Source organism: Streptomyces sp. bgisy159, assembly GCF_057707805.1.
The window spans coordinates 1-15,692 of sequence record NZ_JBYIQX010000075.1; the positions used below are offsets into that span (position 1 = coordinate 1).

Genomic DNA, 15,692 nt, shown 5'->3' on the forward strand with positions numbered 1-15,692 from the left:
GAGTCGGGTGTAGGCGGACCGGTCCATGCCGTCCGTGTCAGCGTCGTTGAGGGCGTCGAGGTTGTCCCAGCCCCGGTCGGCGGGGAAGTCGCCGATGGCGTCCTCGCCCTGGAGGAGCAGTTCCCAGAACTGTTCGGGGGTTTCGACGCCGCCCGGGAAGCGGCACCCCATGCCGATGATGGCTATGGGGTCGTCCGCGAGTCGGACGTCGTCACCGGGGCGTGTCGTGGAGCCGTCGGGTGCGTCGGCGGGTGCCAGTTCGGCGAGGAGCAGGTCCGTGACGGCCGCGGGAGTGGGGTGATCGAAGACCAGGGTGGCCGGCAGTGGTGTGCCGGTGACCCGAGAGAGGGCGTTGCGCAGTTCGAGGCCGGTCAACGAGTCGAGGCCCAACTGGTTGAAGGGCACGTCGAGTTGAATCCGAGAGCCCGGGGCGTGTCCGAGTACGTCGGCGAGGGCGGTGCGTACGAGGTCGTTGACCGCGTCCCGGCGCCGCGGTTCCGGGAGGTGCAGCAGGTCGAGCGGTGAACCGGCGGACACCGAGCGCGCGGCGGCCTCCCGCAGCGCCGGGCGGCCGGTCAGGGTGCGCAGCAGCGGGGGGAGCCGGTCGGCGGCCCGGCGCAGTGCCGCGCGGTCGACCCGGAGCGGCAGGGGCGCGCCTCCGGTGTGTGCCAGGGCGCGGTCGAAGAGGTCCAGGGCATCCTGGGTCGGGAGGGCACCGATGCCGGTGCGGGCGGCACGGTCGTGGGTGGCGTCGGCGAGTCCCCGGGTCATCTCGCTGTCGGCCTCCCACAGGCCCCAGGCGATGGAGACGGCCGGGTGGCCCTCGGCATGCAGGTGGGCGGCATAGGCGTCGAGGAACGCGTTGGCGGCCGCGTAGTTGCCCTGTCCGGGTCCCGCCAGGGTGGCGGCGGCCGAGGAGAACAGGACGAACGCCGAGAGGTCCAGGTCACGGGTCAGTTCATGGAGGTTGACCGCCGCGTCGGCCTTGGGACGCAGGACGGTGGCGAGGCGGTCGGGGGTGAGAGAAGTGATGACGCCGTCGTGCAGCGTGCCCGCCGCGTGCACGACGGCTCCGAGCGGATGCTCCGGCGGCAGGCCGTGGATCACCTCGGCAAGGGCGTCGCGGTCGGCGGCGTCGCAGCCGACGACGGTGGTCCGGGCACCGAGAGCGGCGAGCTCGTCCGTCAGCTCGGCGGCCCCGGGGGTCTGCGGGCCGCGCCGGGAGACGAGGAGCAGGTGGCGGACACCGTGCCGGGTGACGAGGTGGCGGGCCACGGCGGAGCCGACGGTGCCGGTGCCTCCGGTGATGAGGACGGTGCGGTCGGCCGGAAAGACGACGTTCGAAGTCTGGTCCAGGTCGTCCGGGGCGGGGGTGAGCCGGGGGGCCAGCAATCGTGCGTCACGGAGCAGGAGTTCGTCGTGGTGGTGGTGTACGGCCGACACGAGGTGCTCGTCGGTGGGGGTCGTGTCGGCGTCGAGGAGAAGGATCCGTCCGGGGTTTTCCGAGGCGGCCGTTTTCAGCAGCCCTCGGACCGCCGCCGCGGGCAGGTCCGTCACGGTCTCCCCGGTGGCGGCGACCGCTCCCCGCGTGAGCAGGAGCAGCCGCGAGCGGGCTGCGCGCGGGTCGGTGAGCCAGTGCTGGAGCAGGGTGAGGGCCGTGGCGGTGGCCGTGTGCACGTCGGTCGCCGGGTCTGTGCCGGAGTCCGGCCCGACGGTTTGCCAGGGGACGACGACCAGGTCGGCGAATGAGGCGTTCGAGGCGTCCGACGGGGCGGAAAGGGCGGCCAGGAGGTCGTCCGGAGTGTGACGGGCCAGGGTCGGGGCCGGTTGCGGGGCGGGAGCGGGGCCGAGGGGGCTCCACGTCACGGTGTAGAGGTCGCTGCCGCGGTTGCGTGCGGTGCCGAGGAGCCGGTCGGCGTCGATGGGCCGGACGCTGACGTCCTGGGCGGTGAGGACGGGGGCGCCGGTGGCGTCGAGGACGCTGAGTGTGGCCCCCGTCGCCGACGGCCGGCCGACGTGCAACCGCACGCTCGTGGCTGCGCTCGCATGGAGGGTCAGGCCGGTCCAGCTCACGAGGTGCGGAGCGGGCTGTCCGAGCGCGACCAGCGCGCTGTCCACCAGCGCCGGGTGTACGGCGAACCGGGCGGCCTCCCCGGCCTTCGTCTCCGGGAGGGTCGCTTCGGCGAACACTTCGTCGCCCAGACGCCAGACGGCGCTCAGGGCCTGCGGTGCTTCACCTGCCGGGCCCGCGGCAGGACCGAGCGCGTCGTACAGCTCGTCCGGGTCGACGGGCGTGGCGCCCGGCGGGGGCCAAGTGCCGCCGGGCACGGACACGACGTCGGCGTCGGCGTCGGCGTCGGCTACGGCGGCGAGGGTGCCGTAGGCGTGCCGAGTCCACTCCCGGGTCTCGTCGGCGTCCGGGTCGTGGGGGCGGGCGTACAGGGAGAAGGTCCAGCGCTGTTCGCCCGTGGCGGCCTCGGTGACGGTCTGTATCTCCGTCTCACCGGTGCCAGGCAGTGGCAGTGGCTCGTCGATGTGCAGTTCGGTGAGGTGGTGGGCGCCGAGGGTGCGGCCCGTGTGCAGTGCCAGGTCGGTGAGGACGGAGGCGGGCACGATGGAACCACCGCTGGTCGCGAGCTCGCCGAGCCAGGGTTGGGCGCGTGCGGAGAGGTGTCCGGACGCCACGACGCCGGCGGAGCTCGCCAGACCGATACCGGTGGAGAGGAGCGGGTGCCCCCCACGGTGCCCCGGACGGCTCGCGACGGGGTCCAGCCAGTAGCGCTGCCGCTGAAAGGGGTAGGTCGGCAGGGGAACCGCGTCGGAGGCGTCGGGCAGCAGAGCGCTCCAGTCGACGGTCCGGCCGGAGGCGTGCAGTGCCGCGAGCGCGGCGACGGCTGCCCGGGGTTCGTCCCGACCCTTGCGCAGCACGGGGACGAGCTCCGCGTCCCCGGCACGGTCACCGAGCACCGTCCGGGCGAGGGCGGTGAGGGTGCCGTCGGGGCCGATCTCCAGGAAACGCGTCACGCCCGCGGCCGCCAGAGCGCCCACACCGTCGGCGAAGCGCACCGCTTCACGGACATGCCGGACCCAGTAGCCGGCGGACGCCAACTCGTCGCCGGTGGCGAGCTGTCCGGTCAGGTTGGACACGACCGGGATGACCGGGGGCGCGTAAGCGATACGCTCGGCCACCTCGCGGAAGGCGTCGAGCATCGGCTCCATCAACGGCGAGTGGAAAGCGTGCGAGACGCGCAGACGGGTGGTGCGGCGACCCTGCTCCCTCAGCGTCGAAGCCACCTCCTCCACCGCCGCCTCGACCCCGGCGATCACCACGGACCGCGGACCGTTGACCGCCGCGAGCGACACCTCACCGCCACGGCCCTCCAGCAGCGGCACCACCTCCGCCTCCGCCGCCTCCACAGCCACCATCACCCCACCAGCGGGCAGCTGCTGCATCAGCCGGCCACGCGCCACCACCAGAGCACACGCGTCCTCAAGCGACATCACCCCCGCCACATGCGCAGCAGCGATCTCACCGATCGAATGCCCGATCAGGAAGTCCGGACGAACCCCGAACGACTCCACCAGACGGAACAACGCCACCTCAAGCGCGAACAACGCCGGCTGCGTCCACTCCGTGCGATGCAACCGCTCGGCATCCGCACCGAAGACGACCTCCCGCAACTCCCCCCCGACATGCCCGCACACCGCGTCGAACGCCTCCGCGAACACCGGGAACGCCTCATACAACTCACGCCCCATCCCCGACCGCTGCGCACCCTGACCCGAGAACAGAAACGCCGTGCGGCCACCCCGTCGGGCGGACCTGACCACCACGTCGGGTGATGTCCCTCCGGTGGCCAGGGACTTGAGGCCGGCGGTGAGGGTGGCGCGGTCGGTTCCCAGGACGACTGCGCGCTGTTCGAAGAGGGAGCGCCGGGTGGCCAGCGTGTGGGCGACGGCCCGGTCGTCCGTGTCGGGGTGGGTTTCGAGGTGGGCGAGCAGGGCGGTGGCCTGGGCGCCGAGGGCGTCGGTGGTGCGTGCGGAGAGGGTCCAGGGGATCACCGGCGGCAGCGGGTTCGCGGGGCTCTCGTCGTGCTCCGGGGATTCCGCGGACTCCGGCTCGCTCGTCGGGGGTTCCTCCAGGATGACGTGGGCGTTGGTGCCGGAGACGCCGAACGCGGACACTCCGGCGCGCCGGGGGCGTTCGGTGTGCGGCCAGGTGACGGGCTCGGTGAGGAGGCGTACGTTGCCCTCGGTCCAGTCGACCTCGGTCGTGGGGGCGTCGACGTGCAGGGTGCGGGGCAGGCGGGAGTGGCGCAGGGCCATGACCATCTTGATGACGCCGCCGACGCCGGCGGCGGCCTGCGTGTGGCCGATGTTCGACTTCAGGGAGCCCAGCCACAGCGGGTGGTCGTCGGGGCGGTCCCGGCCGTAGGTGGCGAGGAGGGCCTGTGCCTCGATGGGGTCGCCGAGGGTGGTGCCGGTGCCGTGGGCCTCGACGGCGTCGACGTCCCGTGGTGAGAGGCCGGCGGAGGTCAGGGCCTGCCGGATGACACGCTGCTGGGAGGGGCCGTTGGGGGCGGTCAGGCCGCTGCTGGCGCCGTCCTGGTTGACGGCCGAACCACGGACGACGGCGAGGACCGGGTGTCCGTTGCGGCGGGCGTCGGAGAGGCGTTCGAGCAGCAGGACGCCGGCGCCCTCGCCCCAGCCGGTGCCGTCGGTGGCGTCGGCGAAGGACTTGCAGCGGCCGTCGGGTGCGAGTCCGCGCTGGCGGCTGAACTCCAGGAAGGTGACCGGTGTCGACATGAAGGCGACGCCGCCCGCGAGGGCGAGGTCGCACTCGCCCTGGCGCAGGGACTGCGCCGCGAGGTGCAGGGCGACGAGGGAGGAGGAACAGGCGGTGTCGACGGTGACCGCGGGGCCTTCGAAGCCGAAGGTGTAGGAGATGCGGCCGGAGGCGATGCTCGCGGCGCTGCCGTTGCCCAGATGGCCCTCGACTCCGGGCGGGGGCTCGGGGAAGCGGGTGGCGTAGTCGTTGTACATGACTCCGGCGAACACGCCGGTGGCGCTGCCGCGCAGGTCGGCGGGGCGCAGTCCGGCGCGTTCCAGGGACTCCCAGACGACTTCGAGCAGAAGGCGCTGCTGGGGGTCGGTGGCCAGGGCCTCGCGGGGTGACATGCCGAAGAAGGCGGGGTCGAAGTCGGCGGCGTCGTGGAGGAATCCGCCCTCGCGGGTGTAGCAGGTGCCGGGGCTCGCGGGGTCGGGGTCGTAGAGGGAGTCGAGGTCCCAGCCACGGTTGTCCGGGAAGCGGGAGATGCCGTCGGTGCCGGTGTCGACCAGGTGCCACAGGTCCTCGGGGGTGCGGACCCCGCCCGGGTAGCGGCAGCTCATGGAGACGACGGCGATCGGTTCCGTGGCCCTGTCTTCGACCTGGCGCAGCCGGGCCCGGGTGCGCTGGAGGTCGTTGGAGACGCGGGTCAGGAAGTCGCGCAGCCTGTCCTCGCTCATGGTCGGTCTCCCTTCGGCAGCGGGCACGCTGGCTCGCCGGTGGGCACGGGGGTGTCGGGTGGGCCGCCGGGGCCGGTGAGGGGCGGGCGTGCCACCCGATGCCCTCGCGGGGACAGGCCGCGGCGCTCCCGGTGCCGGGCCTGTCCCTCGGGCCCATTGTGGGAAGGGTCGTGCGGGTGTTCGGCGTCTCGGCCGGGTGCTCTAAGAGAACTTCTAGCGTTGTCCGGGGTCGGGAGGACCGTCCGTGAGGCGGTATCCCCGTGGACGGGCGTTCACAGGGCGCGGGTCGTGTCCAGGGCGCCGTCGGGAAGGCGAGGCAGCAGGCCGAGGTGGGCGGAGCGGTCGAGCAGGGCGTGCACGGCGTGCAGGCCCGTTTCGCCGAGGTCGGCCGTGAACTCGTTGACGTAGAGGTCGATGTGCTGGTCGACGACGTCGGGTTCCATCTCCTGGGCGTGTCGCAGGACGTAGGCGCGGGAGGCGTCGGGGTTGCGCCGGGCGGCGTGCAGGGAGGCGCGGGTGGCGTCGGCGAGGGTGCGCAGCACGGGCTCGCCGAGGGAGCGGCGGGCGACGATGGCGCCGAGCGGGATGGGCAGGCCGGTGCGCTTCTCCCACTCCTCGCCCATGTCGGCCGCGCGGTGCAGGCCGTAGCGGCCGTAGGTGAAGCGGGCTTCGTGGATGACGAGCCCGGCGTCCACGAGGCCGTCGCGGACGGCGGGCATGATCTCGTGGAACGGCAGGACGACGATCTCGCCGACGCCGCCGGGCACGGCGTCGGCCGCCCACAGCCGGAACAGCAGGTAGGCCGTGGAGGTGGTGCTCGGGACGGCGACGCGGGCGCCGGCGAGGCGGGCGGGCTCTTCGGGTTCGGCGGTGAGGAGGAGAGGTCCGCAGCCGTGTCCGAGGGCACCGCCGCAGGGCAGCAGCGCGTAGTCGTCGAGGATGTGCGGCAGCACGCCGTAGGAGACCTTGAGGATGTCGAGTTCACCGCGCCGGGCCTGGCCGTTGGTGATGCCGATGTCGGCGAAGGTGAGGCGTACCGCGGGTGCGTCGGGGAGCAGGCCTTCGGTCCAGGCATGGAAGACGAAGGTGTCGTTGGGGCAGGGCGAGTGCGTGAGGGTCAGTGGCGCCGGCATGGGGTCCCTTTCGTCGGGTCCGCCGGGTGGGCGGCCGGTCGGGTCTGCGGTGCGGTGGCGTCCTCAGCAAAGCCGTTGCGGGTATGGGGTTTTCCCCAGACTGCCCTCCCTCAGGATGGGGGAGCCCCACCTGACGCGGCGTCGGTGCCCACCGGCCGGACCGGGGGACCGCGGCTTGCCGGATCGTTGGCCGGCCCCGCGGGCCCGTGACGGCCCGCCGGTGCGACGGTGTGTCCGTGTGGTGCGGTCCCGGCCTCGCGTCCGCCCGTCTCCGGGCGCGAGGGTCGGGACCGTGGTCAGCCGGGCGCCGGGACGTCACCCGGACGCCGGCGTGGCATCCCGCGCCCCGTGCGCAGACCCACTACGCGTGCCGCCAGGCACTGAACGAGGAGGTTCCCGGCCATGGACGCTGGGCTCAAGCGCGAGCTGGAGGAGAAGGTCCTCTCCGGTGAGCGGCTGTCCCGCGAGGACGGCATCGCCCTGTACGAGTCGGACGACCTGGCGTGGCTGGGCGGTCTGGCACACGAGGTGCGCACCCGGAAGAACGGCGACGTGGTGCACTTCAACGTCAACCGGCACCTGAACATGACCAATGTGTGCACGGCGTCCTGCGCCTACTGTTCGTTCCAGCGCAAGCCGGGCGAGCAGGACGCGTACACGATGCGCATCGAGGAGGCCGTCCGTCTGGCGAAGACGATGGAGAACGAGCATCTCTCGGAGCTGCACATCGTCAACGGTCTGCACCCGAACCTGCCGTGGCGGTACTATCCGCGCTCGCTGCGGGAGTTGAAGAAGGCGCTGCCGAACGTCGGGCTGAAGGCGTTCACGGCCACCGAGATCCACCACTTCGAGACCATCTCCGGGCTGTCCGCCTCCGAGATCCTCGACGAACTCATCGACGCGGGACTCGAGTCGCTCACGGGCGGCGGTGCGGAGATCTTCGACTGGGAGGTGCGGCAGCACATCGTCGACCACCGGACCCACTGGGAGGACTGGTCGCGTATCCACCGGCTGGCGCACGAGAAGGGGCTGAAGACCCCGTGCACCATGCTGTACGGCCACATCGAGGAGCGGCGCCATCGCGTCGACCACGTGCTGCGGCTGCGTGAACTGCAGGACGAGACCGGCGGGTTCCAGGTCTTCATTCCGCTGCGCTACCAGCACGACTTCGTGGACATGAAGGACGGCAAGATCCGCAACCGGCTCCAGGCCCGCACCACCATGGCCACCGGCGCCGAGGCGTTGCGGACGTTCGCCGTGTCCCGGCTGCTCTTCGACAACGTGCCGCACGTCAAGGTCTTCTGGGTCATGCACGGTGTGCAGACGGCGCAGCTCGCCCTGCAGCACGGGGCGGACGACATGGACGGCTCGGTCGTCGAGTACAAGATCACGCACGACGCGGACAACTACGGCACCCCGAACAAGCTCACCCGCGAGGACCTCCTCGACCTCATCCGGGACGCCGGTTTCCGCCCGGTGGAGCGCAACACCCGCTACGAGATCATCCGCGAGTACGACGGACCGGACCCGCTGCGTCGCGAGTCGCCCCAGCCGATGCGTGTGTGACCCGGGTCGGCCCCCCATGGCCGGGCCCTCGTGAACCGGCGTGCACGGCTCACCACCGTGCGCGCGCCACAACGACACTGCCAGGCAGGTGTTTATGTCCCCGCAGACGACGAACGACGAGGACCTGGAAGTCTGGATCGACCAGGACCTGTGCACCGGTGACGGTATCTGCGCCCAGTACGCGCCCGAGGTGTTCGAGCTGGACATCGACGGGCTCGCCTACGTCAAGAGCGACGAGGACGAGCTGCTCCAGGCGCCGGGCTCGACGACCCGCATCCCGCTGGACCTGCTCACCGACGTGGTCGACTCGGCCAAGGAGTGCCCCGGCGAGTGCATCCATGTGCGCCGGGTCGCCGACCAGGTCGAGGTCTACGGCCCCCAGGCCGACGACTGATCCGGCCTCCGCTCCCCCGGCCACCGGACGTCCCGCCGTACCGCCCGGCGTGGGGCAGCCGGGCCCGCACACCTCGACACTTTCGGAAGGACACGTACAGCCCATGACGTCCACCACCACCGACAACCTGTGGATCCGCAGGTTCCGGCCGTCCCCCGACGCCGCCGAACGGCTGGTGTGCTTTCCGCACGCCGGTGGCTCGGCCAGCTTCTACGTGCCGGTCGCCGACGCGCTCAGCCCCGGTGTCGACGTCGCCGCGATCCAGTACCCCGGACGTCAGGACCGGCGGCACGAGCCGGGTCCCGCCTCGGTGGCGGAGCTGGCCGACCGGGTCGCCGAGGCCCTGGCCGGGTGGGACGACCGTCCGCTGACCTTCTTCGGCCACAGCATGGGCTCGCTGGTGGCGTTCGAGGTGGCGCGCCGCATGGAGGGCGCCGGGTCGGGGCCGGTCCGGCTGTTCGCCTCCGGCCGGCGTGCACCGTCCCGCACCAGGGACGAGCGTGTGCACACCCTCGACGACGACGGTGTGATCGCCGAGCTGAGGGCCCTGGCCGGCACCGACGCCCAGGTCCTCCAGGACGAGGAGCTGCTGCGCATGGTGCTGCCGGCGATCCGCAGCGACTACCGGGCGGTGGAGACCTACCGCTGCAAGCCGGGGGCGGCGGTGCGCTGCCCGGTGACCGTCCTGACCGGTGACGCCGACCCCCGGACGTCACTGGAGGACGCGCGGGCCTGGAGCGAGCACACCCTGTCCGAAGCGGACGTGCGGGTCTTTACCGGCGGCCACTTCTTCCTCTCGGAGCGGCCCGCCGAGGTGCTGGCCGTCCTCCACGAGCACTTCGCCGCCTCGGCCCGCCAGGGCTGACCGGCTCCCGACCGCCCTCCAGACCCGTTCCGGGAGTTGTGCACGATGACCGAGCAACCCGCCCCCGAGTCCGCGCAGTCGGCGCAGGTGCTCCGGCACCGCCCCCGGGTGGGCCACATCCAGTTCCTCAACTGCCTGCCCCTGTTCTGGGGGCTGGCCCGTACCGGCACCCTCCTGGACATGGATCTGCGCGCCGACACGCCGGACGGTCTCAACGAGGCGCTGGCGGCCGGCGAGCTCGACATCGGGCCGATCAGCCTGGTGGAGTTCCTGCGTCACGCCGACGACCTGATCGCCCTGCCGGACATCGCCGTCGGCAGCGACGGCGACGTGATGTCCTGTCTCCTCATCAGCCAGGTGCCGCTGGAGGACCTGGACGGCAAGCCCGTCGCGCTGGGCTCGACCAGCCGCACCTCGGTACGCCTGGCACAGCTGCTGCTGGCCGAACGCGTCGGCGTGCGCCCCGAGTACTACGTGTGTCCGCCCGATCTGCGCACCATGATGTCCGAGGCCAAGGCGGCGGTGGTCATCGGTGACGCCGCCCTGCGGGCCGCGCTGTACGAGGCGCCCCGGATGGGCCTGCGGGTGCACGACCTGGGCCGGATGTGGAAGGACTGGACGGGTCTGCCGTTCGTGTTCGCCGTGTTCGCCGCGCGCCGTGACTTCCTGGCCCGCGAGCCGGAGCTGGTGCACCGCGTGCACTCGGATCTGCTCGCCTCCCGTGACCTCTCGCTGGCGGAGGTGGCCAAGATCTGCGAACAGGCCTCGCGGTGGGAGGAGTTCGACGCCTCGACGCTGGAGCGCTACTACACCACGGCCCTCGATTTCACCCTCGGCGCGGCACAGCTCGCCGGCATCACCGAGTTCGCACGCCGAGTGGGCGGTGGCGCCGAGGGGTTTCCGCCCGACGTCGCCGTCCGGCTGCTCGACCCCTCCGCCCTCTGATCCGAACCCACGCCACCGGAAAGGCCCGGCCACCATGTCCCGACCCGCGCACCATCCGCTTCAGCCCGTCCTCGACCGTGCCGCCGCCGGTGGGCGGATCACCCCCGAAGAGGCTCTCGACCTCTACCGGGACGCCCCGCTGCACGCGCTGGGCGCGGCCGCCGACGCCGTGCGCAGGCGGCGGTACGCCGGCACCGAGCACATCGCCACGTACATCATCGAGCGGAACATCAACTACACGAACGTGTGCGTCACGGCGTGCAAGTTCTGCGCCTTCTACGCGGCGCCGAAGGACACCGCCAAGGGCTGGACCCGCGACCTGGACGACATCCTGCGCCGCTGTGCCGAGACGGTGGAGCTGGGCGGCACGCAGATCATGTTCCAGGGCGGTCACCACCCGGACTACGGCGTGGAGTACTACGAGGAGCACTTCGCCGCCATCAAGAAGGAGTTCCCGCAGCTGGTCATCCACTCCCTGGGGGCGAGCGAGGTCGAGCACATGGCGCGGATCAGCAAGGTGAGCGTTCGGGAGGCGATCGGCCGGATCCACGCGGCGGGGCTGGACTCCTTCGCCGGGGCGGGCGCCGAGCTGCTGCCCGAGCGGCCGCGCAAGGCCATCGCACCGCTGAAGGAGTCGGGCGAGCGCTGGCTGGAGATCATGGAGATCGCGCACGAGCTGGGCGTGGAGTCGACGTCCACCATGCTGATGGGGACGGGTGAGACCAACGCCGAGCGGATCGAGCATCTGCGGATGATCCGGGATGTACAGGACCGCACCGGCGGCTTCCGGGCGTTCATCCCGTACACGTACCAGCCGGAGAACAACCATCTGAAGGGCCGCACCCAGGCCACCCTCTTCGAGTACCTGCGGATGATCGCGATCGCCCGGCTGTTCATGGACAACGTCGCGCACATCCAGGGCTCGTGGCTGACCACCGGCAAGGAGATCGGCCAGCTGTCCCTGCACTACGGGGCGGACGACCTCGGCTCGATCATGCTGGAGGAGAACGTCGTCTCCTCCGCCGGCGCCAAGCACCGCTCCAACCTGGTCGAGCTGCTCACCCTGATCCGTGCGGCGGGCCGGGTCCCGGCGCAGCGGTCGACGACGTACGAGCACCTCGTCGTGCACGACGACCCGGCGAACGACCCCGTCGACGAGCGGATCGTCTCGCATGTGTCCTCGACCGCCATCGCGGGCGGCACCGCCCACCCCGAGCTGAAGCTGATCGCCACCACCTGAGGCCCGGGGGGTGTCCGGGGCTCGCGCGCCTCGGGTCCCGGAGCACGCCCCCGGCTCTTCCCGAGGCACGGCCCTCCCCCACCCCAGCAACACGAGGACGGAGAACCCCATGGTGGGCGCCCTTCACGCCACGGGTCTGGTCAAGACCTTCGGCGAGGTCCGAGCCGTGGACGGAGTAGACCTGGACGTGCCGGAAGGCGGCGTGCTCGGACTGCTCGGCCCCAACGGAGCGGGAAAGACCACGATCGTCCGGCTGCTCACCACTTTGCTCCGGCCCGACGCCGGCACCGCCACCGTGGCAGGTCACGACGTGGTGCGCGAACCGGACCGGGTCCGGCTGTCGATCGGGCTCTCGGGCCAGTTCGCGGCCGTCGACGACCGGCTGACCGGCCGGGAGAACCTCCGCATGATCGGCGAACTGTACGGGCTGCGGTCCCGGGCCGCCCGGCAGCGGGCGGACGAACTGCTGGACCGGTTCGGCCTCACCGCGGCCCGCGACCGGGTGTCGAGCACCTACTCCGGTGGCATGCGGCGGCGGCTCGACCTGGCCGGGGCGCTCGTCGTGCGCCCCTCGGTGATGTTCCTCGACGAGCCGTCGGTCGGACTGGACCCGACCAGCCGGCTGATGCTGTGGGACGCCATCGAGGACCTGGTGGCCCAGGGCACCACCCTGCTGCTGACCACCCAGTACCTGGAGGAGGCCGATCGTCTCGCCCGGGACATCGCCGTGGTCGACCACGGGCGCATCGTCGCGCGGGGCACCCCGCGCGAACTGAAGGCGCAGGCAGGAGGCCAGCGCATCGAGGTCGTCGTGTCCTGGCCCGAGCAACTCGACCCCGCCGCGGCCCTGTTGGCCCGGTTCGGCACCCGCGCCCCGGACGTGGACCGGCCGCGCGGCACGGTGTCCGTGCCGGTGAACGGCGGGGTGCGGCTGCTCACGGAGGTCATCGCGGCACTCGACGCCGACGGCATCGCGCTCACCGACATCGGACTGCGCCGGCCCACGCTGGACGAGGTCTTCCTGGCCCTGACCGAGGACACCCCGCGGGACACCGGGCGCGCGGCGGTCGGCGCCGGCGCGCCGAGCGAGAAGGAGTGATGAACGTGTCGGCAGCGGCACCGTCCGTACCCGAACTAAGGCCGGGCACGGCCGCCAAGTCCCTGCGCGACGTCCTGGTCGTGACCCGGCGCAACGTGATCCGGTCGGTGCGCATTCCCGAGGTGCTCGTCCTCAGTCTGGTGCAGCCGGTCGTCTTCGTGCTGCTCTTCGCGTACCTGTTCGCCGGGTCCTTCAGCCTGCCCGGGGCCGAAGGAGCCGCCGCCTACCGCGAGTACATGATGCCGGGGTTCTTCGCCCAGACCATCGCCTTCGCCACCGCCAGCAACAGCAGCGTCAGCATGGCCAACGACGTGCAGAGCGGCATGGTGGACCGGTTCCGGTCACTGCCGATGGCGCGGGGCGCGCTGCTCACCGGCCGCACCGTCGCGGACCTCGTGCAGAACGTCATCGTCGTGGGGGTGATGGTCCTGTGCGCACTGATGGTCGGCTGGCGTATCCACCACGGGGTGCCGCGCGCCCTCGCCGGGTTCGCGCTGCTGCTGCTCACGGGGTACGCGCTGTCGTGGGTGGGCGTGCTGATCGGCCTGTCGGTGCGCGCCCCGGAGGCGGCGGCCACCAGCAACTTCCTGTGGCTGTTCCCGCTGACGTTCCTGTCGAACGCGTTCGTGGCGCCCTCGACCCTCCCGACGGTGCTGCGCTGGGCCGCGGAGTGGAATCCGCTGAGCGCGACGGTGCAGGCGGCACGGCAGCTGTTCGGCAACCCGGGGCTCAACGCCACGGGCGCCTGGCCCGCCGAGCATCCCGCGCTGGTGTCGGTGGCGTGGTCGCTGCTGATCGCGGTGGTGTGCAGGGCGCTGGCGGTGCGCCGCTACGCTTCGGCCGGCTCCTGAGGAGAGATGCGTGACCGCGGACGCCACGTTCCGGGCGGAGCTGATCCGCCCGGTGCACGAACTGCTCGCCGGGCACGCGTCGCGGCAGCCCGGCCGGACCGCCTTCGAGGACGCCCGGCGTGCGGTGACCTGGGCCGAGCTGGACCGGCGTACCGCCCGGGTGGCGGGTCATCTCGTGGAGCTGGGGCTGCCGCGCGGCGCGTCGGCGGTGATCTACCTGCCGAACCGGGTCGAGGCGGTGGAGAGTTACCTCGCCGTCGCCCGGGCGGCCGCCGTGGCGGTACCGCTCGACCCGGGGTCGGCCGACGCGGAACTGGCCCGGCTGCTGGACGACTGCGCGGCCCGACTGGTCATCACCGGTGCCGCGCAGCTGCCGCAGGTGCGCCGGGTGCTCGCGGACCGGCCGGAAACCACGGTGATCCTCGTCGGTCAGGACTCCGAGCCGGGGTTCGCGGAGGCCGCCGCCCGCGCGGGGGCGTCCGGCGAGGCGCTGCCGCGCTGGGAGGAGCTGGCGTCGTCGTGGTCGCTGCGTCATCCGCCCCGCGACGACCTCGGCCTGGACGATCCGGCCTGGTTGCTCTACACGTCCGGGACGACCGGGCGTCCGCTGGGGGTGGTGTCCACGCAGCGGTCGTCGTTGTGGGCGACGGCCGCCTGCACCGCGCCGCTGCTGGGGCTGTCGCCGCAGGACCGGATCGTGTGGCCGATGTCGCTGTTCCACGCCGTGGCGCACAGCGTCTGCGTGCTCGGCGGGGTGGCGGTCGGTGCCACGGTCCACATAGCGGACGGTGCGGCCGCCGACGAGGTGCTGCGGCTGGCGTCGGAGAAGGACGCGACCTTCCTGGTGGGCGTGCCGACGATGTACCACCGGATGATGGAACCGGCCCGGTCCGGGGCGGCCGGGCTGCCGCGGCTGCGGGTGTGCATGGTGGTGGGCTCGCCGTGCCCGCAACCCCTGCACGAGGCGTTCCGTTCCACGTTCGGCTTTCCGCTGCTGGACAGCTACGGCTCGACGGAGACGGGCGGCGCGATCACCACGAACCTGCCGCGGGGGCCGTACGTACCCGGTTCGTGCGGTGTGCCGCTGCCCGGCCTGACACTGCGGCTGGTGGACCCGCGTACCGGCGAGGAGGCGGAGCGGGGTGCCGAGGGTGAGGTGTGGGTGTCGAGTCCGGCGCTGATGCTGGGCTATCACCGGCGGCCGGAGGAGACCGCGAGGGTACTGTCCGGCGGCTGGTACCGCACCGGTGACCTGGCTCGCCAGGACGCGGACGGATACGTGACGATCACCGGCCGGCTCAAGGAGCTGATCATCCGGGGCGGGGAGAACATCCACCCGGGTGAGGTGGAGCAGGTTCTGGCCCGGGCGCCCGGGGTCGCGGACGCGGCTGTCGCGGGCGTCCCCCACGAGACGCTCGGCGAGGTGCCGGTCGCCCATGTCGTCCCGGCGGTCGGCGGGCTCGACGTGGAGGCGGTGCTGTCCTTCTGCCGTCGGCGGTTGTCCGCGTTCAAACTTCCCGAGGAGATCCACGAGGTCACCGAGGTGCCCCGCAACCCGGCCGGGAAGGTCGCCCGGACCCTGCTGGCGGGGCTGCCGCGCCGACCGCTGTGGCGACGGCACGGGCAGGGCCCCGGGCCCTCCTCCGCCGCGGCCGGTCTGGGGCTGGACGAGGCGGCCCATCCCCTGCTGCCGGCGGTGGTCGAACTGCCCGGGAGCGACGAACTGGTGTGCACCGGCCGGGTCACCGCGGCCGGTGGCGACCCGACGCTGCCGCGGCGCGCCGACGGCAGGCAGGTGTTCGCCGGAGCGGCCCTGCTGGACCTGGTGCTGCACGCGGCGGGCCGCGCCGGCTGCGACCGGGCACTGGAGGTGGCGGCGGACGAGCCGCTGGTGCTGCCGCGCCACGGCGGCGTGCAGCTCCGGGTGACGGTCGGCGCGCCGGAGGCGGACGGGAGCAGGCGGGTGACGGTGCACGGACGGCGGGACACACGAGGGTCCGCGCGCCGCCCGTGGGTCCGGCACGCGACGGCGACGGTGGCGCCGGCCCCCGCCGCAGCACCCGACGCAGAACGGTCCGCGTGGCCTCCCAC

The 15,692-nt window shown here is 72.5% G+C and carries 10 protein-coding genes; 8 read left to right on the plus strand and 2 right to left on the minus strand.

Translation table 11 applies throughout. The features are described 5' to 3' along the window. Window positions 1-5,508: type I polyketide synthase (locus AC3ET3_RS34995; protein ID WP_435613616.1), on the minus strand; the 5,508-nt coding region annotated here is incomplete at its 3' end. A gap of 272 nt (window positions 5,509-5,780) precedes the next feature. Beyond that, a complete protein-coding gene (locus AC3ET3_RS35000; protein WP_432159049.1) occupies window positions 5,781-6,641 on the minus strand; it encodes a 1,4-dihydroxy-6-naphtoate synthase in 861 nt (286 codons plus the stop codon). 402 nt (window positions 6,642-7,043) lie between these two features. On the opposite strand from AC3ET3_RS35000, the gene mqnE reads away from it, so the two are divergent. The 8 genes from mqnE to AC3ET3_RS35040 all read left to right on the plus strand — a co-directional run. Further along, on the plus strand, window positions 7,044-8,207 hold the full coding sequence (gene mqnE, locus AC3ET3_RS35005; protein ID WP_432139998.1) for an aminofutalosine synthase MqnE: 1,164 nt from the start codon (window positions 7,044-7,046) through the stop codon (window positions 8,205-8,207). A 94-nt stretch (window positions 8,208-8,301) separates the two neighbouring features. Further along, the gene (locus AC3ET3_RS35010; RefSeq protein ID WP_432139999.1) at window positions 8,302-8,601 is read left to right on the plus strand and encodes a ferredoxin; all 300 of its coding nucleotides are present in this window, start codon (window positions 8,302-8,304) and stop codon (window positions 8,599-8,601) included. Between the two features lie 103 nt (window positions 8,602-8,704). Beyond that, window positions 8,705-9,466: a thioesterase II family protein gene (locus AC3ET3_RS35015; RefSeq protein ID WP_432140000.1), complete on the plus strand. Its 762-nt coding sequence runs from the start codon at window positions 8,705-8,707 to the stop codon at window positions 9,464-9,466. 45 nt (window positions 9,467-9,511) lie between these two features. Next, complete coding sequence (locus tag AC3ET3_RS35020) at window positions 9,512-10,411, plus strand: menaquinone biosynthetic enzyme MqnA/MqnD family protein (protein ID WP_432140001.1); 900 nt, start codon at window positions 9,512-9,514, stop codon at window positions 10,409-10,411. Between the two features lie 34 nt (window positions 10,412-10,445). After that, a complete protein-coding gene (gene mqnC / locus AC3ET3_RS35025) occupies window positions 10,446-11,651 on the plus strand; it encodes a cyclic dehypoxanthinyl futalosine synthase (RefSeq protein WP_432140002.1) in 1,206 nt (401 codons plus the stop codon). Between the two features lie 109 nt (window positions 11,652-11,760). Further along, window positions 11,761-12,750 (plus strand): ATP-binding cassette domain-containing protein, encoded by a 990-nt coding sequence (locus tag AC3ET3_RS35030; protein ID WP_435613617.1) that lies wholly within the window; start codon window positions 11,761-11,763, stop codon window positions 12,748-12,750. Continuing rightward, window positions 12,750-13,601, plus strand: a complete 852-nt coding sequence (locus tag AC3ET3_RS35035) for an ABC transporter permease (RefSeq protein WP_432140004.1) — start codon at window positions 12,750-12,752, stop codon at window positions 13,599-13,601. Before AC3ET3_RS35030 ends, AC3ET3_RS35035 begins: the two co-directional genes overlap by 1 nt. Before the next feature lie 10 nt (window positions 13,602-13,611). Further along, on the plus strand, window positions 13,612-15,692 hold a 2,081-nt coding region (locus AC3ET3_RS35040; RefSeq protein ID WP_435613618.1), incomplete at its 3' end, for an AMP-binding protein.